The organism is Actinopolyspora lacussalsi subsp. righensis, from assembly GCF_900116555.1.
GTDB classification, from domain to species: Bacteria; Actinomycetota; Actinomycetes; order Mycobacteriales; family Pseudonocardiaceae; genus Actinopolyspora; species Actinopolyspora lacussalsi.
This window is the reverse complement of sequence record NZ_FPAT01000009.1, coordinates 99870-124404: the sequence shown is the minus strand read 5'-3', so window position 1 is coordinate 124404 and position 24535 is coordinate 99870. Positions and strand designations below refer to the sequence as shown.

The 24535-nt window shown below is 68.4% G+C and carries 25 protein-coding genes, 1 tRNA gene and 1 pseudogene; 12 read left to right on the top strand and 15 right to left on the bottom strand.

Annotation, left to right across the window (positions count from 1 at the left end):
• Positions 1-57 precede the first annotated feature (57 nt).
• The 5 genes from BM394_RS16410 to BM394_RS16390 form a co-directional block, all read right to left on the bottom strand.
• Positions 58-594, bottom strand: a complete 537-nt coding sequence (locus BM394_RS16410; RefSeq protein ID WP_092979514.1) for a DUF488 domain-containing protein — start codon at positions 592-594, stop codon at positions 58-60.
• Between the two features lie 175 nt (positions 595-769).
• A complete protein-coding gene (locus tag BM394_RS16405) occupies positions 770-1609 on the bottom strand; it encodes an SDR family oxidoreductase (protein ID WP_092979589.1) in 840 nt (279 codons plus the stop codon).
• Positions 1606-3219: an NHL repeat-containing protein gene (locus tag BM394_RS16400; RefSeq protein ID WP_245780248.1), complete on the bottom strand. Its 1614-nt coding sequence runs from the start codon at positions 3217-3219 to the stop codon at positions 1606-1608. The genes BM394_RS16405 and BM394_RS16400 overlap by 4 nt, the downstream gene beginning before the upstream one ends.
• Positions 3200-5047: a flavin-containing monooxygenase gene (locus tag BM394_RS16395; protein ID WP_092979513.1), complete on the bottom strand. Its 1848-nt coding sequence runs from the start codon at positions 5045-5047 to the stop codon at positions 3200-3202. Before BM394_RS16395 ends, BM394_RS16400 begins: the two co-directional genes overlap by 20 nt.
• A gap of 160 nt (positions 5048-5207) precedes the next feature.
• Positions 5208-5858: a TetR/AcrR family transcriptional regulator gene (locus BM394_RS16390; protein WP_092979512.1), complete on the bottom strand. Its 651-nt coding sequence runs from the start codon at positions 5856-5858 to the stop codon at positions 5208-5210.
• Positions 5859-6281: 423 nt separating this feature from the next.
• Between BM394_RS16390 and BM394_RS16385 the strand changes: the two genes are divergently transcribed.
• Together BM394_RS16385 and BM394_RS16380 are read left to right on the top strand one after the other, a co-directional pair.
• Entirely contained in the window at positions 6282-7883 is a 1602-nt protein-coding gene (locus BM394_RS16385) for a Na+/H+ antiporter NhaC family protein (protein ID WP_092979511.1), read from the top strand.
• Between the two features lie 268 nt (positions 7884-8151).
• On the top strand, positions 8152-8535 hold the full coding sequence (locus tag BM394_RS16380; RefSeq protein ID WP_092979510.1) for a DoxX family protein: 384 nt from the start codon (positions 8152-8154) through the stop codon (positions 8533-8535).
• Positions 8536-8548: 13 nt separating this feature from the next.
• Here the strand turns inward: BM394_RS16380 and BM394_RS16375 are convergent, their stop codons facing one another.
• Complete coding sequence (locus BM394_RS16375) at positions 8549-9346, bottom strand: helix-turn-helix domain-containing protein (RefSeq protein ID WP_092979509.1); 798 nt, start codon at positions 9344-9346, stop codon at positions 8549-8551.
• A 49-nt stretch (positions 9347-9395) separates the two neighbouring features.
• Here BM394_RS16375 and BM394_RS16370 point away from each other — a divergent pair, with 49 nt between their 5' ends.
• From BM394_RS16370 to BM394_RS23755, 3 genes and pseudogenes are all read left to right on the top strand, one after another.
• A complete protein-coding gene (locus BM394_RS16370) occupies positions 9396-9827 on the top strand; it encodes a DUF2000 domain-containing protein (protein WP_092979508.1) in 432 nt (143 codons plus the stop codon).
• Positions 9828-9892: 65 nt separating this feature from the next.
• A complete protein-coding gene (locus BM394_RS16365; protein ID WP_092979507.1) occupies positions 9893-10525 on the top strand; it encodes a DMT family transporter in 633 nt (210 codons plus the stop codon).
• Positions 10526-10621: 96 nt separating this feature from the next.
• Positions 10622-10693, top strand: a pseudogene (locus tag BM394_RS23755) (CGNR zinc finger domain-containing protein); the annotation flags it as partial.
• Between the two features lie 49 nt (positions 10694-10742).
• On the opposite strand, the gene BM394_RS16355 reads toward BM394_RS23755, so the two are convergent.
• Positions 10743-10817, bottom strand: a tRNA-Val gene (locus BM394_RS16355).
• A gap of 132 nt (positions 10818-10949) precedes the next feature.
• Here BM394_RS16355 and BM394_RS16350 point away from each other — a divergent pair.
• Entirely contained in the window at positions 10950-11384 is a 435-nt protein-coding gene (locus BM394_RS16350) for an acyl-CoA thioesterase (RefSeq protein WP_092922852.1), read from the top strand.
• Between the two features lie 135 nt (positions 11385-11519).
• On the opposite strand, the gene BM394_RS16345 is transcribed toward BM394_RS16350, so the two are convergent.
• On the bottom strand, positions 11520-11939 hold the full coding sequence (locus tag BM394_RS16345; RefSeq protein ID WP_217643545.1) for a hypothetical protein: 420 nt from the start codon (positions 11937-11939) through the stop codon (positions 11520-11522).
• A gap of 145 nt (positions 11940-12084) precedes the next feature.
• On the opposite strand from BM394_RS16345, the gene BM394_RS16340 reads away from it, so the two are divergent.
• Both BM394_RS16340 and BM394_RS16335 read left to right on the top strand, forming a co-directional pair.
• Positions 12085-12924 (top strand): helix-turn-helix domain-containing protein, encoded by an 840-nt coding sequence (locus tag BM394_RS16340; RefSeq protein WP_175530128.1) that lies wholly within the window; start codon positions 12085-12087, stop codon positions 12922-12924.
• 11 nt (positions 12925-12935) lie between these two features.
• A complete protein-coding gene (locus BM394_RS16335; RefSeq protein WP_245780247.1) occupies positions 12936-13139 on the top strand; it encodes a DUF397 domain-containing protein in 204 nt (67 codons plus the stop codon).
• A gap of 186 nt (positions 13140-13325) precedes the next feature.
• Here BM394_RS16335 and BM394_RS16330 read toward each other — a convergent pair whose 3' ends face one another.
• From BM394_RS16330 to BM394_RS16315, 4 genes are all read right to left on the bottom strand, one after another.
• On the bottom strand, positions 13326-14246 hold the full coding sequence (locus BM394_RS16330) for a hypothetical protein (RefSeq protein WP_092979505.1): 921 nt from the start codon (positions 14244-14246) through the stop codon (positions 13326-13328).
• Positions 14247-14528: 282 nt separating this feature from the next.
• On the bottom strand, positions 14529-16718 hold the full coding sequence (locus BM394_RS16325) for an MMPL family transporter (RefSeq protein ID WP_092979504.1): 2190 nt from the start codon (positions 16716-16718) through the stop codon (positions 14529-14531).
• A gap of 7 nt (positions 16719-16725) precedes the next feature.
• Positions 16726-17319: a TetR/AcrR family transcriptional regulator gene (locus BM394_RS16320; protein ID WP_245780246.1), complete on the bottom strand. Its 594-nt coding sequence runs from the start codon at positions 17317-17319 to the stop codon at positions 16726-16728.
• 389 nt (positions 17320-17708) lie between these two features.
• Positions 17709-18929, bottom strand: a complete 1221-nt coding sequence (locus BM394_RS16315; RefSeq protein ID WP_092979503.1) for an NADP-dependent isocitrate dehydrogenase — start codon at positions 18927-18929, stop codon at positions 17709-17711.
• A 290-nt stretch (positions 18930-19219) separates the two neighbouring features.
• Here BM394_RS16315 and BM394_RS16310 point away from each other — a divergent pair, with 290 nt between their 5' ends.
• The 4 genes from BM394_RS16310 to BM394_RS16295 all read left to right on the top strand — a co-directional run bounded on the left by BM394_RS16310 (position 19220) and on the right by BM394_RS16295 (position 21893).
• Entirely contained in the window at positions 19220-20050 is an 831-nt protein-coding gene (locus BM394_RS16310) for a metal-dependent hydrolase (protein ID WP_092979502.1), read from the top strand.
• A 107-nt stretch (positions 20051-20157) separates the two neighbouring features.
• Positions 20158-20586, top strand: coding sequence for a hypothetical protein (locus tag BM394_RS16305; RefSeq protein ID WP_092979501.1), 429 nt, complete (start codon positions 20158-20160; stop codon positions 20584-20586).
• Between the two features lie 99 nt (positions 20587-20685).
• On the top strand, positions 20686-20880 hold the full coding sequence (locus BM394_RS16300; RefSeq protein WP_092625265.1) for a DUF1918 domain-containing protein: 195 nt from the start codon (positions 20686-20688) through the stop codon (positions 20878-20880).
• 167 nt (positions 20881-21047) lie between these two features.
• Positions 21048-21893 carry a DUF4253 domain-containing protein gene (locus tag BM394_RS16295; RefSeq protein ID WP_092979500.1) on the top strand — a complete coding sequence of 282 codons (846 nt, stop codon included), beginning with the start codon at positions 21048-21050 and terminating at the stop codon, positions 21891-21893.
• Between the two features lie 141 nt (positions 21894-22034).
• Here the strand turns inward: BM394_RS16295 and BM394_RS16290 are convergent, their stop codons facing one another.
• From BM394_RS16290 to BM394_RS16280, 3 genes are read right to left on the bottom strand one after another with little or no spacing between them, the layout of a single operon-like run.
• Positions 22035-22328 (bottom strand): DUF3017 domain-containing protein, encoded by a 294-nt coding sequence (locus tag BM394_RS16290; RefSeq protein ID WP_092979583.1) that lies wholly within the window; start codon positions 22326-22328, stop codon positions 22035-22037.
• 13 nt (positions 22329-22341) lie between these two features.
• Positions 22342-23193, bottom strand: coding sequence for a bifunctional methylenetetrahydrofolate dehydrogenase/methenyltetrahydrofolate cyclohydrolase (locus tag BM394_RS16285; RefSeq protein WP_092979499.1), 852 nt, complete (start codon positions 23191-23193; stop codon positions 22342-22344).
• Positions 23190-24152, bottom strand: coding sequence for a DMT family transporter (locus tag BM394_RS16280; protein ID WP_175530135.1), 963 nt, complete (start codon positions 24150-24152; stop codon positions 23190-23192). The genes BM394_RS16285 and BM394_RS16280 overlap by 4 nt, the downstream gene beginning before the upstream one ends.
• Positions 24153-24535 lie beyond the last annotated feature (383 nt).

Genomic DNA, 24535 nt, shown 5'->3' with positions numbered 1-24535 from the left:
AATACCGGAGGAAACCGATCCGGGAGGACGAATGAGAAGTTCGTCCCGGAACGACGCTCAGAAACGCGGCTGCCCGCCGTCGTAGACCAGCAGGCCGTCCTCCCGCGACCGCACACCGTCCATCGTGTGATGCTCGCGCGGGCTGCCGTCGTGCATCAGGTGCACGACCTCGACACCGCGAACCAGCGTCGCGTAATCGGCGATCATGCGGCGATGGCAGCGCCACCACACGCTCTCGGAACACATCACGGCCGTCCGGCGGTCAGCGGCTTCCGAGAGCAGCTCCTCGACCGCCTCGCCGAACTCCTCGGTACGCATGTGCGCGGCGTAGGCGCGGAATCCCTCGTTCCTGCAGGCCGTGTCCGGCGATTCGGCGGGCAGCTTGCGGAAGCCGCCGAGCCGCTTGTCCCAGCGATAGTCCACTCCTGCCTCGGGCAGCCACTCCCGGAGCTCGGAGTGATTGAAATCGGGGTTGTGCCTGCTGCCCGGCGCGGTGCGCACGTCCACCACCGCCTCGACCCCGGCCCCGTGCAGCAACGGGGCGAACTCGGCACGGGTGCTCGTGCCGTGCCCCACCGTGATCAACCGCGTCATTCCCCGAAACCGCCAGTACTTCGCCGAGTCCGAACACTTCTGTCGGACATGGTCTCCCGTACTTCTCGGCGCGGCAGCGCCGAACCGCCACGCACGCGGTCGGCGCCGCCGCGGACTCCCCGGGCGAGAGGTTCCGCCGAGTAACCACCCCGGCGATCCGACCGGAGAACTCGGATCACTCCGGCTGGGGGTCGCCCAGCCGCCCGGCCCGAACCGCTGCCACCACGCCACCGTCCACGAGCAGGTCGGTGCCGCTGACGAAGGTGGCCTCCGGTCCGAGCAGGAAAGCCGCCGCCGCGGCGATGTCCTCGGGAGTGCCGGGTCGATCGGCGGCGGAGGCGTCGACCATCGCGCATACCGCGCCGAGGTGTTCCGAGTTCAGTTCCTCCCGCGTCATGGGTGTCGAGATGACGCCGGGGCTGATCGAGTTGACCCGGGTTCCCCGCTCACCCCAGGAAACGGCGGCTCGCCGCACCCGCAGTTGGTTGGCGCGTTTGGAGAGCCCGTAGGCGTGACCGGGATCCGTAACCGCTTCCGGTGCGGTGAATGGCAGCCCCAGCAGCTCCTCGGCGGGAGTACCCGCCAGGGCCTCCTCCTGAGCCTCGCCCAGCGGCGGGTTCATGTGTCCGGCCATGCTGGAGATGACCACGCCCGCCCCGCCTTCGGCGACCACGCGCTCGAACTCCTCCAGGACCAGCGCCGCCCCGAGCAGGTTGACCCGCAGGATCACCGATGCCGAGGACCGCGCCGGGGAGAGTCCCGCCGTGTGCGCCAGCTTGGTGACAGGCCCCAGCTCGGCGGCGGTGCGGGCCAGTTCGGCCACGGACTCACGCGACGAGACGTCCACCCGCCGTGTGGTCACATCATGGCCGTCCGAGCGCATCGACTCGGCTGTCGATTCCAGTGTGTTCTCGTCGAGGTCGGCGAGCAGCACGCGCCTGCCGCTTCCCAGGCGGCGCGCGATGGCTCGCCCCATTCCGCCGCTGCCGATGACGACCAGCCCTTCCCCGCTCACCACTCACCCGTTCCTTCAGCGTCGATCTTCAGTAACTGCACGCTTCCTTCGCCGTTGGCGGCGAGCAGCAACGAGCCGTCCCCGGCGACCGCCAGATCGACGAACGAACTCGGACGACCACTACCGTCCGGTTCACCGTTCGAGCCGGTGCCACTCGCGCCGGGAAGCGTCTCCACGGCCAGCTCGCGGAACGCGACCGTGCTCGTGCCGGTAGCGGGATCGAACCGCCGCAGCCTGCGGTGTTCGACCTCGACCACGAACAGTTCGTCGCCGCTGACGGCGATTCCCTGCGGCGTGCCGAGCCCGTCCAGCACGACCACCGGCTCCTCGTCCAGACGCAGTACTCGCCCGAGCCGGTCGTCGCTGACGTAGCAACGCCCGTGGTGGTCCAGCGTCACGCCGACCGGATGTTCCAGCCCTTCGGCGAGCACCGTGACCGAATCGGTTTCGTCGACCGCCAGCACCTGCCCCCTCTCCGGGGCCGCGAGCACGACACGGCCGCTCGAGTCGGCAGCGATCCCTGCGAGCTCACCGAGTCCGGCGGCACGCCCACGGGAGACTCCCCGCACGGGGTCGTACGCGTGGAGCCCACCGCTGATGTCGACGAGCTGCAGCACATCGCCGGTGGCGACCACGTTCCGCGGCAACCCGGGAAGCGTTCCACCCACCACGTCCACCTGGTCGATCCCGTCGGACCCCGACACGCTCGACAGTCCGAAGTGGTCGGCCGCGTATGTCCTGCCGGCGGGGTCGACCGTGACGCCGAACGGCCCGTTCAGTCCCGGCGGCAGGACCGTGCGGGTGCGGCCTCGCTCACCGAGCTCGGTGATGCTTCCCCGGACGAAGCTGGACACGAACATGCGGTTGGCCGCGTCGAACGCGGCGTTGTCCAGGCCGGGAACCCCGGTGACCGTGCTCGACGTCCCACCCGTTTCCGGATCGACGTGCGTGATCGTTCCCGCCGCGTCGCAGGAGAGCACGAACAGCTCCCCTGCCCGGTCGAAGCGCACGGCGACCGGGATGGGCACCCCGCGCACGACGAGTTCGGGCTCGCCTCCCTCGGGCGGGATCCGCAGCACCTCGTCGGTCATCATGTGCGGGTAGTACAACCGACCGTCGGGACCGAACCGCATCGCGTTGCCGTACGCCAGTCCCTCGGTGAGTAGCACCGGTGAGCCACCGTCCGGGAAGAGCTCGAACAGCCTTCCACCGGAGCGCATCTCGTTGACGAAGAGGCGGTCACCGAGGCACGTGATCCCGTTCGGGACGACCACGGCATCGGTGACGAGGGCGAACTCCCCGTTCGGGGAGCGCTGCCACACCCGCCCGGGTGCCACGTCGGCGATGTACATCGTCCCGTCGGCACCGAACGCGATGTCGTCCGGTGTGCGCAGCGGACCGTCCGGCGGGACCACGAGCTCGACCTCGCCGGAGTCGATGTCGACCGCGCTGATCCGCCCGGTGAGGAACTGCGCCACGTACAGCAGCCCGTCGGGGCCGAAGGCGATGCCGTTCGCCCCCCGCAATCCGCTCGGCTCGTTCAACCGCACCGGTCGCGAACGACCGGTTCCCGGTTCCGGCGCTTCGAGGTCAGTTCCGTTCGTCGGCATCGTTCTCCCCGGTCCGGACGAGCACCTCGGTGAATCGGTCGTTCTCGCGCCACTGCCGCAGTGTTTCGGCGAATTCGAGCTCGTCCGGCCGGTAGAAGCTCCGCACGACCGAGGAGTGGCCCTCGTTGTTGTAGTAGCCCGGCGTGCACTCGTCCAGCGCCCGGTCGACACCGGCCTTGCGCCCCATCTCGTCGACCCACTCCTGCTCGGCCGTCTCGGTGGGTTCCACGTAGGCCGCGCCGCGCTTGGCGGACTCGGTGATCATCGCGGCGATGTGGACGGACTGGTCGTCGAGCACGTGGGTGAAGTTGGGGGCCACACCGTTCTGCGAGGGCCCCATGCAGAACAGGTTGGGGAAACCGTGGCTGGTGAAGCCGTGCAGGGTGCGCATACCTTCGCTGAAGTGCTGGGGCAGCGTCACACCGTCGCGGCCGTGGAGCGCGAGTCCGCTGGCCGCCGGGTGCGAGCCGCCGACCTGGAAGCCGGTGGCGAAGACGATGCAGTCGACCTCGTACTCGACGCCCTGGCTGACCAGTCCGCGCTCGGTGACGCGTTCCACGCCGCGCCCGTCGGTGTCCACCAGCGTCACGTTGGGGCGGTTGAAAGCCGGGTAGTACTCGTCGTTGAAGGTGGGGCGCTTGCACTCGTAGCGGTACCAGGGTCGCAGGGCACGGGCGGTCTCCTCGTCCTCGACGATGGACATGACCCGTTCCCGCACCTGGTTCATCTTGTGGAAGTCGGCGACCTCCCGCACGAGCTCGTGCTCCTCGGCGGTGAGCTCGTCCTTGCCGGTCTCGTCCGCCACCGCGTTGTAGTGGTGGGCGAGGTCGCTCCACCGGTCGCCCACCATGTCCTCGGCGGTCCGATCGCCGCCGAGCACGGCGAGGAAGTCGTCGCGCCTGCGGTCGTGCCAGCCCTCGGGCAGCTCAGCCGCCCATTCCGGGTCGGTCGGACGGTTACCGCGTTCATCCACAACGGATGGTGTGCGCTGGAAGACGTAGAGATGGCCCGCGTCCCGGGCCAGGTCGGGCACGCACTGGATACCCGTGGCGCCGGTACCGATGACCGCGACGCGCTTGTCCGCGAGCTCGTGCATCCCGCCGGTCTGGTCGCCTCCGGTGTAGGAGTAGTCCCACCGGCTGGTGTGGAAGGTGTGCCCGGCGAAGTCGTCGATCCCGGGGATGCCCGGCAGCTTCGGCCTGCTGAACGGGCCGCTGGAGAAGATCACGTACCGGGCGGTCATCTCGTCGCCCCGGTCGGTGGTCACGTTCCAGCGACGTAGGGACTCGTCCCAGGTCGCGCTGGTCAGCTCGGTCTGGAAGCACGCGTCCCGGTAGAGGTCGAACTTCCTGGCGATGTTGACGGTGTGCTGCCGGATCTCCTCGCCGCGCGCGTACTTCTCGGTGGGGACGTAACCGAGCTCCTCCAGCAGTGGCAGGTAGATGTAGGACTCGATGTCGCAGCGCACACCCGGGTAGCGGTTCCAGTACCAGGTCCCGCCGACGTCGCCGCCCTTCTCCAGCAAGCGGATCGAGTCGAACCCCGCCTGGCGGAGTCGTGCCCCGGCCAGCAACCCGCCGAATCCGGCACCGACGATCAGTACTTCCACGTGGTCGGTGAGCGGTTCACGGCTCGGCTCGGCCTCGGCGTAGGGGTCCGTCACGTAGTAGCCGAAGTCACCGGTCGGTGCGATGTACTGGCTCGCGCCGTCCGGGCGGAGCCGTCGGTCCCGCTCGGTCCGGTACCGGGCGCGCAGTTCCGCCGGATCGAAACCGAGCCTGTCCGGATCCAACAGCTCCGCTTCGAGTGACCGCTCGTCGTTGGTCATGCATTCGGTCCTTGCAGCTCGGAATTCTCATTTCTGTGCCGACCAGGGACGCTCCGGGGGAATCGGCCGCGCCGTCGCACCGGAGGTGCGGAATCGATTCCGAGGAATGTCGTGTTCACGCGGTCGCGGGAACCGCTCGGAGTCACCGGGTGCGGGTCGATCACGGCTGACGCGTCACCGGTGCCGACCAGAGGCCGGTGAGCGCGTCGACGAGGCCGGTGGCGAACTCGTCCCAGCTCGCGTGCGGAGTGGGCATGTCCTCGGCGAGAGCGCGCTCCCGTTCGACGCACATCTGCCTGGTCAGGTACAGCGCCATGTTCCAGCGTTCGGTCCGCACGCTCTCGGGCAGCTCGGGCAGGCACCGGTTCATCCCTTCCAGGGACAACCGCAACGAGTCGGAGCGCAGCGACTCCCCGGCGATGATCTCGTGGAGCACCGGATCGGCCATCACCTGCGCGGCGAACCGCGCGTACCACGACGGGGTACCCAACGACTCCAGGTACAGCGTCATCGGCCGCACCAGACAGGACACCCAGTCCCGCAGTTCGGTGGAACCCGCGGGCTCGGTGAACATGTTGACCCGGATGTACTCGATGCGTTCCCCGTGGTGGTGCGCTATCGCGCGCACCAGCTCGTTCTTCGTGCCGAAGTGATACCCGACCGCGGCACTGTTGCCCAGCTCCGCGACCTCGCTGATCCGGCGGTTGGACACCGCGTATATCCCGTGTTCCGCGAACAGCCACTCCGCGGTGCGCAGGATCGACTCCCGTGTCGCCACGCCGTGTTCGACCCGAGCCGTCCGTCTCGTCATGCTCACCCTCGCAGCCACCGCGCCCCGGCTCCTCCGAATCCTCGTGAGCCCTGGCACCACTCTTTTCAATCAGCTAATTTAATCAGCTGATTGAAATCAGTCAAACGACTGATTGATAGTGTGCTCCACAGCACAATCCGACCGGGCGGTTTTGCCGTGCCCACATCCGCCGATGACCGGCGCACAATTATCAGCACACTGTGCGCAACGAAGTACGATTATCCGTTGGGACGAAGCAACGAACGACTATTTGTCGCTCGATCGAGTAAAGCTACCGTATGTCACACCCACTCGCGGTGATCGGATTCATGCACCGTGTATTGGGGGTGCCCAGCGTGTGTTGGGAGTACCCAGCGGCTCCGACAATCTCCGCTACCGGCCTTCCACCACGGAAAGCCCCGGCCACCGCCCGAAAGGAACCAGATGACCGCGACGTGGCTGTCGATCCTGCCTCCGCTGCTCGCGATCGCCCTGGCGCTGTTGACCCGGCAGGTCATCCCCGCGCTGCTGGCGGGGATCTGGCTCGGGGCCTGGCTGCTGGAGGGTGCCACGTTCACGGGACTGGGCACTTCGCTGCTGGACACGGTGGGGGTGTACATCGTCGACGCGCTCGCGGACCGGGACCACGTGATGATCGTCGTGGCCACCATGATGATCGGCGGACTGGTGGGGGTGATCCGGCGCAACGGCGGCACCGACGGCATCGTGAAACTGGTGACTCGCTGGGCCGCCACACCCCGACGAGGTCAACTCGCGACCGGCGGCCTGGGGCTGGCGATCTTCTTCGACGACTACGCGAACAGCCTCGTGGTGGGCAACACGATGCGCCCCATCACCGACCGACTGCGGATCTCGCGGGAGAAGCTCGCCTACCTCGTGGACTCCACCGCCGCACCGGTGGCCGCGTGCGGTCTGTTCACCACCTGGATCGGTTACCAGGTCGGACTGGTCGACGACGCGGTCGGCAAGATCGGGCTCGAGCAGAGCGGCTTCGCCGTGTTCGTCAGCTCGCTGCGCTACGCCTTCTACCCGGTGCTGGCCGTGGTGCTGGTCTTCGCGATCGCCGGTACTCGGCGCGACTTCGGCCCGATGGCGCGGGCGGAACAGCGTGCCCGGCAGTCGGGCACGGTGCTGCGCCCGGGGTCCAATCTGGGGGCCGGCACCGACACCGAAGCCGAGCTGCGGCCCGAGGAACGGACCCCACGCCGCTTCCTGAACGCACTGGTGCCGATCCTCGCCCTGGTGGTGACGACCTTCGTCGGGCTGCTGGCCACCGGCAGCGGCAGCACCGTCCTCGAGATCATGGGTGCCGGGGATCCGTTCGCCGCGCTGGTGTGGGGTTCGTTCGTGGCACTGCTCGTCGCGGCGGTGCTGAGCTTCGGCCAACGGCTGCTCTCGCTGGGGCAGTTCGTGGACGCGTGGTTCGCCGGGATCAAGTCGGTGCTGTACGTGGTCATCATCCTCTCGGCCGCCTGGGCGCTGTCCTCGCTGACCGAGAAGCTCAAGACCGCCGAGTTCCTGGCGGGCGCCCTCAGCGAGGCGCTGCCCGCGCCGCTGCTGCCGGTGATCCTGTTCGTGCTCGCCGCCGCCGTGGCGTTCGCGACCGGGACGAGCTGGGGAACCATGGGGATCCTGACCCCGCTCGCCGTGCCGCTGGCCTGGTCGCTGCTGCAGGCACAGGGGGCCGAGACCGCGGGTGGGCACCCGATCATCTACGCCAGCGTGGCCACCGTGCTGGCCGGAGCGGTGTGGGGTGATCACTGCTCGCCGATCTCGGACACCACGGTGATCTCCTCGCTGGCCTCGCAGTGCGACGTGGTCGACCACGTGCGCACCCAGCTCCCCTACGCCCTCTACGCGGGCGCGGTCGCGGTGGTCATCGGACTGCTGCCGATCGGGTTCGGCTTCCCGTGGTGGGCCTCCTTCCTGGTCTCGATCGCGGTGCTGCTGCTCGGGCTGCGGCTGCTGGGCAGGCGCGTGCCGGACGATGCGCGGCACTCGGAAACCGAGGAAGCGGGCACCTGACGGCATCGCCCCCGCGCGGACCGGCAGCGGGAGCATCGACCACGACGGCGTCCGCGGGCCAACCGGCCGTGCCGCTGATCGCGACGGTCACGCGTGTCCGCGAGTCGTCGGACACCGCTCGCGGCGGAAGACTCGTCGGTCCCGGAGTGTCCAACCCGGACATCCCGAATCGGGACGAATGCGGAAAACCGCTCGTACCATGCGGGTGAGTTGTGGCAAGTTGCGACCAGTTGACGCGTGTCCCCACTCCCGCACGGAGCGAAACCCCATGAACCTGGCACTGTGGATCGTCGCCGGACTGCTGGCCGTCGTCATGCTCGTCGGCGGCATCACGAAACTGTTCGTGCCGAAGGAGAAGCTGGCCGCGACCTCCAACGGAGGGTGGACCGGCGACTTCGGCGTCGGCTTCGTCAAGACGCTCGGAGCGGTGGAGGTCCTGGCCGCCGTGGGGATCACAATGCCCGCCGTGGTCGACATCGCGCCGGTGATGGTGCCGGTGACCGCCGTCTGCTGGGTGTTGCTGATGATCGGCGCGATGATCACCCATCTCCGCCGTGGCGAGCGGACCGCCGTCGTCGCGAATCTGATCTACCTGGCGATGGCCGCCTTCGTGGCGTGGGGCCGCTTCGGCCCCGAGTCCTTCGGCGGTTGAATCCGGCACGGCCCTACCCTCCGGAACGAGCGAACCGCGCCGGGCTCGTGCCGATCACCCGCTTGAAGTGCCTGCCGAGGTGGGACTGGTCGTAGAATCCCGCCGCCGTGGCCGCGAACCGGGGTGCCATCCCGTCGAGCAGCAACCGGCGGGCGAGATCGACCCTGCGCCCGGTCAGGTACCGGTGCGGCGGGGTGCCGAACTCCCCGCTGAAAGCCCGGACGAGGTGGGCGGGGTGGGTGTGCAGCAGGTCCGCCGCTCGCCGGAGCGTGATTCCTTCGACGAGGTGTTCGTCCAGCAGCTCGCGCAGTCGCACGGCGGGTTTCGCGTGATCGACCGGTTCCGCCTTCCGGGTGCGCTCGCCCAGGTGGCGGCGCAGTCGCTCGGTTACCAGGGTCAACCTGCTCTCGGCTTCCAGACTGTCGCCGGGAAGCAGCAGCGAGTCGTGCAGCTGCCGAATGCGACGCAGTAGCAGCGGGTCGTCGATGGTGGGCGCGTCCACCGCGAGTCCCACGAGATCGTCGCCGAGCTGACCGGGATCCAGATAGAGCACCCGCTTCCTGACCCCCCGCGGGGTGACGGGCGTGCCGTTGTGCGGGACGTGCGGTGGGAGCAGGGTGACCAGGCTCCGCAGCGCGCCGTGCTCGTGGCGGTGCAGGTCGTAGCGCACCGTTCCCTCGTCCACCAGCAGCAGCGTCCACGAGTCGTGGGCGTGCATCGGATAGGCGTGCTCGACGAGGTGAGCGTGGTAGGCCTCCACGATCCCGGGCACGGGTGGACGCCACGCAGCCACTCCCGAACTGGTGACCATGCGAAGAACGTACAAGACTCGCTCGCGGGCGGCGGGACACGATCTCCCCATGACAGCGGAGAGCTCCCCGATACGATTCGACACGAAGATCGCCGTGCTGCTGCGCGAGGACCTGGCGGGCTGGCAACGGCTGAACGTGACCGCGTTCCTGGTGAGCGGACTCGGCACGAGGAGCCCGGAGGTGATCGGCGAGCCGTACCGCGACGCCGACGAAACCGAGTACCTGTCGATGTTCCGGCAGCCGGTGCTGATCTTCGAGGGCAGCGGGGAGGTGGTGACCCGAGCGCACTCCCGCGCCGTCGAGCGGAACACGGCCGTGTCGGTGTTCACCTCCGAGCTGTTCGGCACCGGCAACGATCGGGACAACCGCGCCGCGGTTCGGGCGGTTCCGAGGGAGAAGCTCGATCCGGTGGGAGTGGGCGTGTACGGACCGCGCAACGTCGTGGACAAGATCGTCAAAGGCGCGCGGATGCATCGGTGATCGTTCCGGCCGTGACTGCCCGGAACCAGTGCACCGAAGTTCGCCTCACCCGGTGAGAGCGAGACATGACGCGACGAATCCGACAGCGGCACGAATCCGTCCACGCACACCTCTACCTGCTGGTCACGATGATTTTCTTCGGCAGCGCGTTCACCAGCTCGAAAGTCGTCGTGAGCGAGCTGCCGCACGAAGTGGCGGCAGCGTTGCGGTTCGGCGGCGGGACGCTCGTGCTGTTGGTCCTGCTGGGCACGACTCGTGGGGATTCCGGCCTCGACCCCGCGATGTCGTGGGGCCGGTTCCTCCGCGCGGGAGCGGTGGGACTGCTGGTGGTCGCCCTGCCCGTGATTCCCGAAGTAGCGTGGACCGAGGTTTCCGCGAGCACCTGGGTGAACATCGGCTGTCTCGCGCTGGGGCCGACGGCCGTGGCCTATCTCTGCTACTACCGCGCGCTCCGAGTGGTCAGCCCGTCGACCTCGACGGTCATGATGTTCACCGTTCCGGTGTTCGGCACGACCTGCTCGATGCTCTTTCTCGGCGAGACCTTCACGACACCGCAACTGGTGGGAGCGCTGATCATGCTCGCCGGAGCGCTGCTGGCGGTGACGCAGGGGTGGTTCCGCGCGGGCCCCGAACGGGAGGTCACCACTGCTTCCGGCTCGGCGATCGGTACCGAACACGCGGAGAGCGAAGCGGGCTGAGCGAATCCGACGGGCCCGTCCGTCGGGGAAGCGCTCCGCCGGACACGGCACGCCCTGCGGGACGTGGTGTCGGGGAGAGCTCACCCGAGGCGTTGAGCCCGCTGGTGCTCGATGGCTGTTTGCGGCAACCGCGCGAAGGCACGCCACCATTACGAACGCACCCGCTGAGTCGTTCCGAGTTCGGTAACGTCGATCGAACGGGCACTCGGAACCGGGATGGTGCGCGATGCTGGGTTTGAACCAGCGACCTCTACCGTGTCAAGGTAGCGCTCTCCCGCTGAGCTAATCGCGCTCGGGTATTCGGCCGGTGGATGCTCCGTTCGGAGCATTGCCAGCTCATCGCCGAACACGAAACATCGTACCGGTCGTGACGGTCGTCCTTGACACGGGGTCCGCCCTTCACCGACGGGTTAGGCTGCCCGGCGTGTCCGACTTTCCCGATCCACCCCCGAAACGCGCCGACTTCAACGTGTTGTGGCCGATCACCACCCGTTGGGGCGATAACGACTCCTACGGCCACGTGAACAACGTGGTGCACTACTCCTGGTTCGACACCGCCGTGAACGGCTGGCTGATGCGGGCCACCGGAACCGACATCCGCGAGCTGCCCGCGATCGGCATGGTCGCCGAGACCGGCTGCCGGTACCTCTCCGAGCTGAGCTTTCCCGACGACGTCGAGGTGGGGATCGGGCTGCGGCGGCTGGGCAACTCCAGCGTCACCTACGGGCTGGCGGTGTTCGGCAACGGCAGCGAGCAGCCCGCCTCGCTGGGACGGTTCGTGCACGTCTACGTGGACCGCGAGACCCACACCACCCTTCCGGTACCGGAGGAGATCCGCGCCGCGCTGCGCTCGCTCTGACCACTCGCGGAACTCGTTCGGCGGCGAGTGCCCGGCCGGTGCGGCCGAGTGGCTCCGGAACCCGAGCCGGTTCCCGGGAAGTGCCGCACCAAACCTCGACGAAGCACCGGCAGCCGGGGCGGCGGGGAATCGTATTCAGTCGAGTTCGCGTGCGCCGTTCGATCCCGGCCACACCACGCGGGCACCGATGTGACTGCCGAAGCGGAACCGGCGCGCGGCCTGCTCCGGCCCGGCGACCCGCATCCGCACGGTGCCGTCGACGGCCACGACCTCGGCGTGATCCTCGAAGGCCATGCCCCACGCCGCGACGCGGGCGTCCACCCGCTCGCCGTACTCGCGCACCACCGCGAACACCCTGGGCGCGTTGTCGGTGACCATGCCGCTCATCAACTCCGCGAACTCGTCCTCCCCGCACAGCGGGGGCATGTCCGTCGGATCGACCACGTGGGCGTCCAACGGATGCGCGAGTGATCCGTTTCTGCCGTTTCGCCCCGCGTCCGGCGAGTCTCCCGTGGCTGGTTCCTCGAACTCCCGGCCGGTGGACGTCCCCGTCATACTGCGCACCCCTTCGATCACATATCGTGTAACTCGTTGCTTAGCAACTTACACCGGAAATTCCGATAGAAAAGTCCTTTGCGGCGGAATTACTCCGCACGAGGGACAGCTACGGACGACACGAGCGATGGGACAGACTGCTGACGTGACTGAGGAAGATCCAGGGCCGGTCGTGCAGCGGATCCTGCTGGGCGCCGAACTGCGCGAGGCCCGCGAGAACAGCGGTTTGTCCACATCGGATGCGACCAAGCGGCTCGGTTGGTACGCGGGCAAGCTCTCGAAGGTCGAGCAGGGCGACAAGAGCGTCACCGACAGGGAACTGTCGAAGGCGATCGACGTCTTCGGCATCACACGGGAACGCGCTGACGCCCTCAAGGAACTGGCCACGGAAGCGCGCCGCAGGCTGCCACCCGCACGTGTCCCCGAGTGGGCGACCAAGTACGTCAACCTGGTCGCCGCCGCGACCGAACTCAAGCTGTTCTTCCCCGACTCGTTCCCGGGAACCGTGCAGACGTTCGAGTACGCCCAAGCGATGCTGAGCAGCGCGGTCATAGTCGCCCCGGCGGATGTGGATCGCATGGCCGAAGAGCGTTCCAAGCGCGCGGAACGTCTGATGAACAGCGAGGCGACGCGACTCTGGCTGGTAATCGGTGAAGAGGCTCTACACCGCGAGATCGGCGGAAAGGCCGTGTTGCGCGGTCAGCTCGAACAGATGAGAAGTCTCGCTGAGACGCCCAACACCACCGTGCAAATCATTCCGTTCGACGGCGGCGCACACGCATGTCACGGCACGGCTTTCACGATCATCACATTGCTGGAGGGACGGCCCGGTATCGTCTACAGCGAAGGCTTGACCGGCAGCGACTACCTCGGACGCGAACACGTTCGGGTATATAACCTCGCTTATGACAAGCTGCGCGCAGCCGCGCTGAGCCCGCAGAAGACGCTCGAAGCCGTCGATCGACGCATCGGGGAACTGACTTAGAAGGGTGACGCATGTACGACAGGATGGCGTTGGAAACGCTTCACTGGGTCAAGAGCAGCTTCAGCGGCGGAGCGGAGAACTGCGTCGAGGTCGCCTACGACGCGACTGGCTGGCGGCTACGCGACTCCAAAAACCCCAACGGCCCCCACCACCACTTCACCCACACCCAGTGGACCAACTTCCTCCACCACCTCCACCACAACCGACTCGGCTGACTCCGGGCCGAACCTCCCGGACCGCCTCACGGACCGCCTCACGGACCGGGACTGTCGGTGCCGCGTGGTGGAATGCCCGCATGGCAGCGAGGTTCAAGGCGATCGCACTGGACGCGGTGGACCACCAGGCACTCGCCGACTGGTGGTGCACCGCGATCGGCTACCGTCGCGGGGAAGAACCCGGTTTCACGCCCGTGGTTCCGGCACCATCTTCCTCCGGCGCGCCCCGCGCACCACCAGACCGAAGCTCGCTGCGGCCAACAGCGCGAGCAACGGGATGTCGACCTCGTAGCCGGAAAGTACTCGCCACAGTTCCCACAGGCCCCACAGCGCCACACCGGACAGCACGGCCAGCACCAGCCAGCCGCCGAGCGCCAGCAACAGCACCGGCACGGGCCCGGCGGGGTGGATCAGTCGCATCATGCGGACCAGGAACCACCCCTGCACCAGCAGGAGCACGGCGAGCACGCAGTGGATGGCGACGATGAGGCTCGCGGGCTCCTGCCGGGGAGACATGCCGATACCGAGCCGGGCACCCCAGTAGTACATCCACACCGACCAGAGGAACAGCACGAAGCAGATCCCCAGCATCTCGGCTCCGAAAACCGCCGTCCTGAAAGTGGGGTGGGGTCTTCCCGAATAGCCGTGGCGGCCGAGTTCGAAGCGCACCACCGAGGCGTAGCCGAGCGCGCTCAGTGCCGGAAACAGCAGGAGCTCCGTCAACCAGCCCGCGTTCGAATCCAGCGTGTACCGCAGCAGCGCCCCCGTCGGCAGCACGAGCAGCGCGGCCACGCCGAGGCTCACCAGCGCGGTGGCGACCGGCCGGGCGAGCCCGCACAGCCACATCGCACGGGTCGTGAACCACAGGTATCCCGCCACCACCGCCGCGATGAAGCAGTAGATGAACCCCCGGAGCAGCACGTCGCTCACCCCGGGCCGCGAAGACGTGGTGATCATGTCGAGCAACGTGTCCTGCTGCCAGAGCAGTTGCAGCGAGCGGGCGAGCATCACGAGGCAGGCCCCCAGCAACGCCGCGGTCACCACCGCTCCCGTAGCGGGGCGACCGGGTCTCTCGGATCCGTCGTCGGAAATGTCGTGAACGCTCATCGCCGCCACCGGAACAGAACACGAACCGAATCGAACAGAGCGAAACTACTCAGCGAACCCCTGCTGCTCTCGGCGGGGTGCGCTCTCCGGGGCGAGGTGGATTTCGCGCGAAATCGACGGCCCCGGCCGGGGCCGGAGTGGAGCTCCGGAGAAACCGGTCCGGAAAAGGAGTGGCCCGGCGCCGAACCCCTCGGCGCCGGGCCACCCGGTCACTCACCAACCGTGCCTGGTCTCACGGACCAAACGGCACGGCCGGTATTCGGCTCACGGTCGGTCTCCGAATCACGAACCGATCCCGGCCCGCTGCTTCTCGTCGGAACCGCTCCCGTCGTCGGCCTCGCCGCTGTCGGTGATCGCGTTGCCCTCGACGTCGAGGGCGGGCAGCCACCCCAGCCAGCGGGGCAGCCACCACGCGGCCCTGCCGAGCAGCGCCAACGCCGCGGGCATCAGGACCATGCGGACCACGAAGGCGTCCACCAGGATGCCGATCGCCAGGGCGAAGGCGATGGATTTGATGGTGGCGTTGCCCGCCGGAACGAACCCGGCGAACACCGAGAACATGATCAGCGCCGCCGCGACCACGACAGGTGCCGCCTGCCGGAAGCCGCTCACGATCGCGTCGCGGGCCGCGTGTCCCTTGTGGTACGCCTCGTGCATCCGGGACACCAGGAAGATCTGGTAGTCCATCGCCAGTCCGAACAGGATGCCGATCATCAGGATCGGGGTGAGGCTGATCAGCGGCCCGGTGTCGTCGAGGTTGACCACGTCGCTCAGCCAGCCCCACTGGAACACCGCCACGGTCGCGCCGAGCGCGGCTCCCAGCGTCAGCAGGAAGCCGAGCACGCCGACCAGCGGCACCAGGATCGAACGGAACACCAGCACCAGCAGAATCAGGGCCAACCCCACGACCAGCACGAGGTAGATCGGCAGCGCCTGGTCCAGCGAGTGCGCGACGTCGACGCTGACGGCGGTGGTCCCGGTCACGTAGCTCTCGGCACCGTTGATGTCGGCCAGCTGGTCACGCAGGTCACCGACCAGTCGCTCGGTCTCCGCGCTGGCGGGACCGGACTCCGGGATGACGGTGACCATCGCGGCGTTGCCCTCGGCGTTGGGCGTGGGCGGTGTGACGGTGGCGACATCGTCGAGTCCGGCGATCGCCTTGGTGGCTTGCTGCGCGGTACGCGGCGCGTCACCGCCCTCGAAGTAGGCGACCAGCGGGCCGTTGACGCCCTCTCCGAAGCTGTCGGCCAGCATCTGCTGCGCTCGGGCCTGCGTGGTGCCCTCGGAGGGAGTCTGCACCAGCGTGGTCTGCATGGAGGCGGCCGGGACGGCCACCGCGCCGAGCGCGACGAGCGAGATCAGCAGCGCCGGGATCCGACCGCGGGTGACCGCACGGATCCAGCCGGGGTAGACGGCCCGTTCGGTCTTGGCGTCGGTGTCGGCCGGTGCGGTGCGCTGCTTGCGCGGCAGCACGAGCCGTCCCAGGTAGCTGAGCACGGCGGGCACCAGGGTGATGGCCACGAGGACGGCCACCACGATGGTCGCCGCCGCCGCCACACCCATCTGGGTGAGGAAGGGAATGCCTACGACCGACAGCCCGACCAACGCGATGAACACGGTGAGTCCGGCCGTCACCACCGCGGAACCGGCCGTGCCCACGGCGGTGGCGATGGAGGCCCTGATGTCGTTGCCCTGCCGCAGTTCCTGCCGGTGGCGGTTGATGATGAACAGGGCGTAGTCGATTCCGACCGCCAGCCCCAACATCGTCGCCAGGATGGAGGTGGTGGACTGCAGCTCCATGAAGCCGGTGGCGATGCTGACGCCGAGCGCGCCGATCCCCACACCGACACCGGCGGTGATCAGGTTCATCCCGGCGGCGACCAGCGAGCCGTAGGTGAGGCTCAGGACCACCAGCGCGGCGATGACGCCGATCGCCTCTCCCGGACCACCGACGGACGGGGTGGCGGTGACGGCCTGGCCGCTCACCTCGACGGTGAACGCGCCCTGATCGGCTTGCTCGACGGTGTCCAGCATCGCCTCGCGCTGTTGCTCGGTGATCTCACCGATGCCGCCGTCGTAGGTGACCGTGCTGTAGGCCGTGGTCCGGTCGGGGCTGACCGTGGGGGAGTTCTGGTTCAGCGGGTCGCTGGCCGAGACCACGCCGGGCTGTTCGGACAGTTCGGCGACTAGGCCCTTGATCTCGGCGGCGTTGGCGGGAGCGGTCAGCTGCTGCCCGTCCGGGGCCCGCATCACCACGCGGGCGGTGGCGCCACCGCCGGTGTCGAACTCCTCCTGGAGCTTGTCCTGGGCGATGGTGGACTCCTGCCCGGGGATGGAGAAGCTGTCCGAGGTGGGCCCGGAAAGCGTCGCCGCGCCCACGCCACCACCCGCGAGCGCTATCAACCAGATCACGACGACGAGCAGTCGGTGCCGTTGGGCACCGAGCCCCAGTCGGTATAACAGGCGTGCCATGTAGCAGTCAGTCCTCCAGCTGGTCGGAACCGGTCGAAGAATCACCGGGACGGAAGTGGCCGAGGGTGTCGAAACAGGTCGCGATGATCCGGGGACGCCAGGTGGTCTTGTCCCCCTTGTGGTTGGCCATGAGGCTGAGCACGGCCAACGCGCTCAGCGCGCCGATGACTCGGACGAGCCGTTCCGAACCGTGGTCCGCCGGATCGAGGGCGAATATCTCGTGGATGAGCACGTCCTCGGCGTCGAGTGCGTCGGCGTGATCATCGGGAGCGGTGATGGGCCGCAGGGCCAGGCTCACCAGCCCCGCTCGTTCCAGGGCGACGTCGGTGAGCAGCTCCAGCGCCCGCCGATCGCGTTCCGGCCCGGGCGCGAGCCGGGCGACGTCGGCGAGGACCAATCGGGCCTGCGCCCGTCCCGTCTCCAGCGCGGCCTCGTGGATCGCTTCCTTGCTCGGATAGTGGTGCAGCAGACCGGCCTTGGACAGGCCGACCGCCTCGGCCAGCGCCTTGAGGGACGTCTGCGCGAATCCGTGCTGCGCGAACAGCTCGGCGGCGCGGTCGAGGATCTCCTCGTCCACTTGTTCCCGGAACGGTCTTGTCACGCCACCGACGGTACCTGAGTTACCGACCGGTTCGGTCGGTAAAACTACCGGATCGGTCTGTGATGCTGCTCGCACCGCCGAACGAACTCGGCGCTGCAGGGCCGTCAATTTCTCGCGAAATCGCCGCACCGGGCTCCGGGGACGGGGAAGCCCACGCCGAGAACCGGAGCCGTACAACGGGAGTCGGGGCCGTGCCACGAAAAGGGCGCCGCCCCACCGCACGGTTGTCCGCGCGGCGGGGCGGCGCCCCATGACCTTCCGGCCCCGTGGCCTTCCGGTCTCCTGGCTTTACGGCCACCACTACCTTCCGGCGTGGCCGGGCGGCGTCAATTTCTCGCGAAATCGCCGCGCGCCCGGGGAGCACGAGCCCCGGGTGAGCGAGGTGAACCTCAGCGTTGGGCCATCTTCTTCTGCAGGTTCTCGTCCAGCGTGTTCAGGAAGTCCTGCGTGTTCTGGTGCGGCTGGTTGTCGCCGACCAACAGCGCGAGGTCCTTGGTCATCCTGCCGCTCTCGACGGTCTCGATGACGACCTGTTCCAGCGCCTTGGCGAACTCGACGACCTCGGGGGTCGAGTCCAGCTTGCCGCGCTGCTGCAACCCGCGCGTCCAGGCGAAGATGGAGGCGATCGGGTTGGTGGAGGTCTCCTGGCCCTGCTGGTGCCTGCGGTAGTGCCGGGTGACCGTGCCGTGGGCGGCCTCCGCCTCGACCGTGCCGTTCTCGGTCATCAGCACCGAGGTCATCAGGCCGAGCGAACCGAAGCCCTGCGCGACCGTGTCGGACTGCACGTCACCGTCGTAGTTCTTGCAGGCCCAGACGTAGCCACCCTCCCACTTCAGGGCGGTGGCGACCATGTCGTCGATCAGCCGGTGCTCGTAGGTGAGTCCGTTGGCCTCGAAGTCGGCCTTGAACTCGTTCTCGTAGACCTCCTCGAACACGTCCTTGAACACGCCGTCGTAGGCCTTCAGGATCGTGTTCTTGGTGGACATGTAGACCGGGTAGCCCCGCTCCAGGCCGTAGCGGAAGGACGCCCTGGCGAACTCCTCGATGGAGCGGCGGTAGTTGTACATGGCCATCGCCACGCCACCCTGCTCCGGGAAGTTCGCGACCTCGAGCTCCATCGGCTCGGAACCGTCGGCCGGGGTGTAGGTGACGGTCACGGTGCCCGCGCCGGGGACCTTGAAGTCCGTGGCCTTGTACTGGTCGGCGTGGGCGTGCCTGCCGATGACGATCGGCTTGGTCCAGGTCGGCACGTAGCGCGGGATGTTGGAGATGACGATCGGCTCGCGGAAGATCACACCGCCGAGGATGTTGCGGATGGTCCCGTTGGGACTGCGCCACATCTTCTTGAGTCCGAACTCCTCGACACGTGCCTCGTCGGGAGTGATGGTGGCGCACTTGACGCCGACGCCGTGCTTGGAGATCGCGTTGGCCGCGTCGACGGTGACCTGGTCGTCGGTGGCGTCCCGGTGCTCGACCCCGAGGTCGTAGTAGTCGAGGTTGATGTCCAGGTAGGGGTGGATCAGCTTGTCCTTGATGAAGGACCAGATGATCCGGGTCATCTCGTCGCCGTCCAGTTCGGCGACGGTGCCCTGTACTTTGATCTTGCTCATGGTGGCGGGGTGCTCCTCTCACGCGAGAAACGCAAACGGTACAAGCGTACTGCTAAACGGGCCGGCTGTGAGCCCCACCCTTTGCGAACGAGATTCACAAAACGCTCACCGCAGGCGTGCGTCGCAGCGCTACTCCCTCGCACAGGTGATACAGCTCCACGAAAGAGTGAGCAACAACACACTCGAATCGGCGTCACCCCGTCCATCGAGCCGGAACGGCGCGAGTCACGCACAGTCCGGCGATCACACCGGCTAAGCTCACCCGCGAGCCGTGACCTTGGAGGGACTTCTTGGCGACCGGACCCACCCACGCGATGAGCGGACTCGCGGCCTGGGCCGCCGTGACCGCGCTGGCGGGCGCGCACACCATCGGCCAACTCTCCCCCAAGACATGGGTCGTGGGGGCGACGCTGGCCACCGGCTCCGCTCTCCTGCCGGACATCGATCACCCGTCCTCCACGGTCGCGCGCACGTTCGGCGCGGTCTCGCGCGGTGTCTCCTCCGCCATGAGCGGGCTGAGCGGGTTCCTGTACAGGCTGACCCGCACCCAGCATGACAGCGACCGGGCGGGTACTCACCGCGGCTTCACGCACACGGTGGTCTTCGCGATCCTGGCCGGCCTGACCACCACGGCGATCGTGCAGAGCAGCAACGGCACCGCCGTGGGCATCGTGATGTTCGTCTTCGCGGGTCTGACGGTGCGGGGACTGCTGAACAACTGGTCGCCGCAGAGCGACGCGCTGCTGATCGCCGCCGTGTCACTGGTGCTGACGATCGTGTGCTGGGCGTGGGCGGGCGACCAGCCCCACGACGCCGCCGCCTTCGGAACGGCGGTGATGATCGGCTGCGTGGCGCACTTCATCGGCGACGCCATCACCGAACAGGGCTGCCCCATGCTGTGGCCGCTCCCCTTCGGCGGACAGACCTGGTACCCCGTCGCGCCGCCGAAGGCGCTGCGGATGCGGACCGGCGGCAAGGTGGAGCTGGCGCTGATCGGCCCCGGCCTGACGATCGCGGCGGTACTGCTGTCCACCGTGGTGCTCTACCGGGTGGGCGCGGTTCCGTGGCTCGAACAGCTCGGGCTGCCTCCGAGCGTCATGGCGTGGATCACCCCGCGCTGAGCCGATCCGGACTAATCCGACGACGACAGCCCCGGAAACCGCTCGCACGCCGGTAGGCTGCGGGTGCGGCGGACCGCTCGGCAGTCCGCGCCGACGACGGAGGAACCATGCGTATTCGCGGCAAACTGGCCGTACTGGCAATCTCCCTCCCCTTGTTCGCCGGTGTGGCGGCATGCGGCGAGCTGCAGGAGGCCCAGCAGGGAGTCGAGAACGCCCAGCAAGGCATCGAGAGCGCCCAGCGGGGCGTCGAAACCGCTCAGAACTGCGCGAAAGCCACCGGACTGGTCAATTTCGCACCGAACTTCTCCGACCAGCAACAGCTCCGGGAACAAGCACGCTCCAAGGCCGAGGAGGTCGGCAAACTCGCCGAGCAGACCTCGGACCAGGCACTGAGCGACGCGCTGCGGGACGTGGAGCGGTCGATGCGGCAGGTCTCGTCCGGCGAGGTCACGATCGAGAACAGCGCCGAGTGGACCCAGCACAAACTGCGGCAGACCGAAACCGTGCTGCGAATCTGCTCCGGCACCACCGGCTGACCCGGCGTCTCGAATATGCGGTGGTCAACGGCCCGAAGCGCTGCGCGCCGTGTCCTCGGTCACCTATCCTGGGAACGCGTTCCACAGGAGGTGACGACGATGAAGGCGACCACGGGAGAACGACTCCACATGCACAGCAGGACCATCGAACAACCGGACCGGGTGGGAGTCATCCTGGAGGTACGCGGTGAGGACGGGAACCCGCCGTACCTCGTACGGTTCGACGACGGGCACGAGCGGCTCGTCTACCCCGGAACGGACTGCGAGGTGGAGGGACACCCCGCCGGCGCGTGAGGCGCACACCGGGCACCCTCGGGTTCCGCGGGAGTTCGAGGGCGCCCCGAGACATCGCACCGAACTGCGCGACCCACGGGGCGAGCCGGAATGGCACACTGATCGCCACAGCGACAGTCCCGACTCGCCGCTAGCGGCGTGGGACCGCTTGGTGAGGAGGCAGTGCGGTGCTATGGGAAGAGCGGCAGGGTGAGGCCACTGCCGACCCAATGGCGATGCTTCGGATCGGGTTCGCGGGCAACCGGGAGTTGCCTGCCGGGGAGCTGCTGACCGAGCAGTCAACCAGGATCGGCGACGGGCAGGACGCCGGGCCGTTGTGCTGGATAAGCAAGGAACCCCCCTCGGCGCAGCTACTGGCCACGCTCCGCGCGGAGAGCGGCAACAACGGCCTCTGGCCGCTGCTGCTGGTCGACGACACCGAGATCTACGGGGAGCGCTGCACCGTGGGGGTGGTCGCCCCGGAACCGCGCGCGCACATCGACAAGTGGCACGTCGAGCAGGTGATGTCCCGGATCTGGGACGGGCTGTGCCAGGTCGACTCCGACCTGGGGCCCGCCTACGACCTGGAGAGCCTGGCCCCGTTCGACCACACCTGCCCCGGCCCCGCACCCGCGGGCGACCTGCTGGCGGACGCGAACGTGCTGGCCAACCAGCTCACCCAGCGCCTGTTGAACGAGCAGACGCGGCTCGGCCTGGTACCGGCGCCGCGCGGATCGGACGTTCTCACGGTGCTCGGCTGGTCCGGGGCCACGAATCACGTGTCTCGCTGTGCCGGGCTGTCGGCGATGTTGCGCAGCTGGGAGGAACGTTTCGGGGCACGGGTGCTGCGCCTGGGGCCGGATCGGCTGGATCTCAGCGTCGCCGCGCCACCCACCCGGCGGGGGCACGCGGCCGCGGTGGCCGCCGAGCACTGGACGTTCGCCCCCGACCGGGTCATGCAGGACAGCGGCAGCATCGCGTCCTACGCCGAGGAGATCCGGGGCGGACGCCAGTGGTCGTTCTGGTGGGACTGACCGGCAGTGGTGCCGTGGTTCCGGGACGGGGCTCGCGGGAGGTTCCGCGTACTCGACTTCCGGGCGGCGGCGATTTCGCGAGAAATGTACGCGGGGTGGGCGGCCGAACCGGGCACCGCCGCGAGAGGACGGCAGCCCGACTCACCCGGAGAGCGGACCACCGGTGATCGTTATGGCCACGAACACGATCACCAGCCCCAGCGCGCCGTAGAGCAGCACGTCCACCACCCGGCCGCGGATGGCCAGCAGACCGACCCGCTCGGCGGGAAGCGAACCGCGCAGCACGGCGGCGAGCAGCAGGGCTCCCCCGAGCAGTATGGCGCCCTCGCGCCAGTGCGACATCGCCACCCGCAGCCCGCCGAACAGGACGATCAGGATCACGAGCGCGAAGCACAGCCGCGCCGAAACGCGCTTACCGCCGAACCGGTCGATCATCGCCACTGGCACTTCAGTTCGCGGCGCGCTCGGCGGCCTCGACGACGTTCGTCAGCAACATGGCGCGCGTCATCGGCCCCACACCGCCGGGGTTGGGCGACAGGAAACCGGCCACTTCCGCCACGTCCGGGTGCACGTCCCCCAGCGGACCGGAGTCCCCGCGAGTGACACCCACATCGAGCACCGCCGCACCGGGCTTGATCATGTCCGGCGTCACCAGCCCGGGCTTGCCCGCCGCGGCGACCACGACGTCGGCCCTGGACAGCTCGGCGCCGATGTCCTTGGTCCCGGTGTGGCACAGCGTCACGGTGGCGTTCTCGCTGCGCCGGGTCAGCAGCAACCCCAACGGCCTTCCCACGGTGATCCCCCGACCGAGGATCGCCACGTGCGCACCGTTGAGTTCGACCCCGTAGCGGCGTAGCAGCTCGACGATCCCCCTGGGGGTGCAGGGAAGCGGTGCGGGTTCGCCGAGCACCAGCCTGCCGAGGCTGACCGGGTTCAGCCCGTCGGCGTCCTTGCGGACGTCGACACGTTGCAACAACGCTCCGGTGTCCAGGTGATCGGGAACCGGCAGCTGCACGATGTACCCGGTGCAGGCCGGGTCGGCGTTGAGCTCGTCGACGACGCCTTCGAGCTCGGCCTGCCCGATGTCGGCGGACAGCTCCTTGCGGATGGAATTGATCCCGACACGGGCACAGTCGTTGTGCTTGCCGCGCACGTAGGAGTGCGAGGCCGGATCGTCGCCCACCAGAACCGTAGCCAGACCCGGTGTACGACCCTGCTCCGCGAGCGCGGCCACCCGCGGCCGCAGCTCGTCATAGATGGCGTCCTTGGTGGCCTTACCGTCGAGAATCGTGGCGCTCACGGTTGGCTATCGTCGCAGACCGCGCGCGGGGAGACACTCCGCCCCTGCATGGAGGCGACCACGACCGCGAGCAGTGCCAGACAGATCCCGAGAACGGTGGCGAGATCGACCCGGGAGCCCGCCACCGGCAACAGCAGATCGAGCAGCAGCGCACCGGACAGCTGCCCGAAGACGATACCCATGCTCAGCAGCAGCACGCCCGTGTAGTGCACGAGTACCGCCGAGCCCGCCACCACGAAGATCCCGATCGGCCCACCGATGTACATCCAGGGCGCGGCGGGCCACTCCGACGGCAGCCCGTGCGGCACGCTGTCCACCGCGAAGGCGAGGAGCAGCACGGTGGTGCCGGTGCCGAAATTCAGGGTGGCGGCCGAGACGGCCGAGCCGGCGGTCTGCTTCACCAGACCGTTCATGGCCTGTTGCCAGGCCACTCCGACCCCGGCGACGGCGGGCAACAGCACCAGCCAGCTGGCGTGCGCGGCCCCGAGCCGCGCCGAGACGGCCATGACCACGGCGGCCAGCGCCAGCACGGCACCGGCGACCCGGTGGGCCGTGAAATAGCGCACCACCCCGGCTCCGAGCCCGAGACGGTCCACGATCAGCCCGCTGGCGATCTGCCCACCGACGGCTCCGACGGTGAACAGCGCGACGCCGAGCAGGTTCGCGGCCACGCTCTGGCTGAAAACCAGGAACGCACCGCAGACACCGCCGAGGCACTGCCAAGGCCGCGGCCCGGTGTCCCCGCGCACCGCACGGGCCAGCCGCCCCATACCGCGTCGCGCGTTCGAGTTGACGAGCGTGACCACCAGCAACAGCACCAGCCCGCCGCCGAACGAGATCACCGAGGCCGCCAGCGCGTCCTCCAAGCGGGTGCCGAGGACTCCGTTCACTCGGGACTGCGAGGCGAGCAGGAACCCCACGCCCGCCGCGCCGAGCAAACCGAACACGCGGGGCAGCATCCGCCTCCCGCGAGCGGGGGAACCGGCGGTTGTTTCGGTAGGCACGGAAACGACCGTATCCGGCCACCGGACGAGGGACCCGCCGCTGTGACTGATCCGGCCGCCGCGGCATCGAACACGGGGAGGGATCGGGAATCGCGCACCGCGGTCCCGTCGGGAAGAATGTCCACCAACGACTGGGCGCGCATCGCTGTTCACCGAGCTCGCACCCCGGCCGGAAGGCCGTCGTTCCGTTCCCGAGCGGACCGGATGCGTTGCGCGGCAACGGACACGGGAGACGGAAATCCGCACCGGGACCGCACGGCAAGCCGCTCGACCCGACCAGGCGAAACACCGGAACCGGGGGACATCGTCAGGGGCCGATCGAGTAACGTCGAGGTGGG

Excerpts from the sequence above, each read along its gene's own strand:
- BM394_RS16300 (WP_092625265.1), top strand. The coding sequence starts at position 20,686 with ATGAAGGCGACCACGGGAGAACGACTCCACATGCACAGCAGGACCATC.
- BM394_RS16330 (WP_092979505.1), bottom strand. The coding sequence starts at position 14,246 with ATGAGCGTTCACGACATTTCCGACGACGGATCCGAGAGACCCGGTCGC.
- BM394_RS16365 (WP_092979507.1), top strand. The coding sequence starts at position 9,893 with ATGACGCGACGAATCCGACAGCGGCACGAATCCGTCCACGCACACCTC.
- BM394_RS16400 (WP_245780248.1), bottom strand. The coding sequence starts at position 3,219 with ATGCCGACGAACGGAACTGACCTCGAAGCGCCGGAACCGGGAACCGGT.
- BM394_RS16385 (WP_092979511.1), top strand. The coding sequence starts at position 6,282 with ATGACCGCGACGTGGCTGTCGATCCTGCCTCCGCTGCTCGCGATCGCC.
- BM394_RS16290 (WP_092979583.1), bottom strand. The coding sequence starts at position 22,328 with ATGATCGACCGGTTCGGCGGTAAGCGCGTTTCGGCGCGGCTGTGCTTC.
- BM394_RS16315 (WP_092979503.1), bottom strand. The coding sequence starts at position 18,929 with ATGAGCAAGATCAAAGTACAGGGCACCGTCGCCGAACTGGACGGCGAC.
- BM394_RS16390 (WP_092979512.1), bottom strand. The coding sequence starts at position 5,858 with ATGACGAGACGGACGGCTCGGGTCGAACACGGCGTGGCGACACGGGAG.
- BM394_RS16395 (WP_092979513.1), bottom strand. The coding sequence starts at position 5,047 with ATGACCAACGACGAGCGGTCACTCGAAGCGGAGCTGTTGGATCCGGAC.
- BM394_RS16305 (WP_092979501.1), top strand. The coding sequence starts at position 20,158 with ATGCGTATTCGCGGCAAACTGGCCGTACTGGCAATCTCCCTCCCCTTG.
- BM394_RS16375 (WP_092979509.1), bottom strand. The coding sequence starts at position 9,346 with ATGGTCACCAGTTCGGGAGTGGCTGCGTGGCGTCCACCCGTGCCCGGG.
- BM394_RS16345 (WP_217643545.1), bottom strand. The coding sequence starts at position 11,939 with ATGACGGGGACGTCCACCGGCCGGGAGTTCGAGGAACCAGCCACGGGA.
- BM394_RS16280 (WP_175530135.1), bottom strand. The coding sequence starts at position 24,152 with ATGCTGCCCCGCGTGTTCGGTTTGCTCGGCGCGGCGGGCGTGGGGTTC.
- BM394_RS16325 (WP_092979504.1), bottom strand. The coding sequence starts at position 16,718 with ATGGCACGCCTGTTATACCGACTGGGGCTCGGTGCCCAACGGCACCGA.
- BM394_RS16380 (WP_092979510.1), top strand. The coding sequence starts at position 8,152 with ATGAACCTGGCACTGTGGATCGTCGCCGGACTGCTGGCCGTCGTCATG.
- BM394_RS16370 (WP_092979508.1), top strand. The coding sequence starts at position 9,396 with ATGACAGCGGAGAGCTCCCCGATACGATTCGACACGAAGATCGCCGTG.
- BM394_RS16335 (WP_245780247.1), top strand. The coding sequence starts at position 12,936 with ATGTACGACAGGATGGCGTTGGAAACGCTTCACTGGGTCAAGAGCAGC.
- BM394_RS16410 (WP_092979514.1), bottom strand. The coding sequence starts at position 594 with ATGACGCGGTTGATCACGGTGGGGCACGGCACGAGCACCCGTGCCGAG.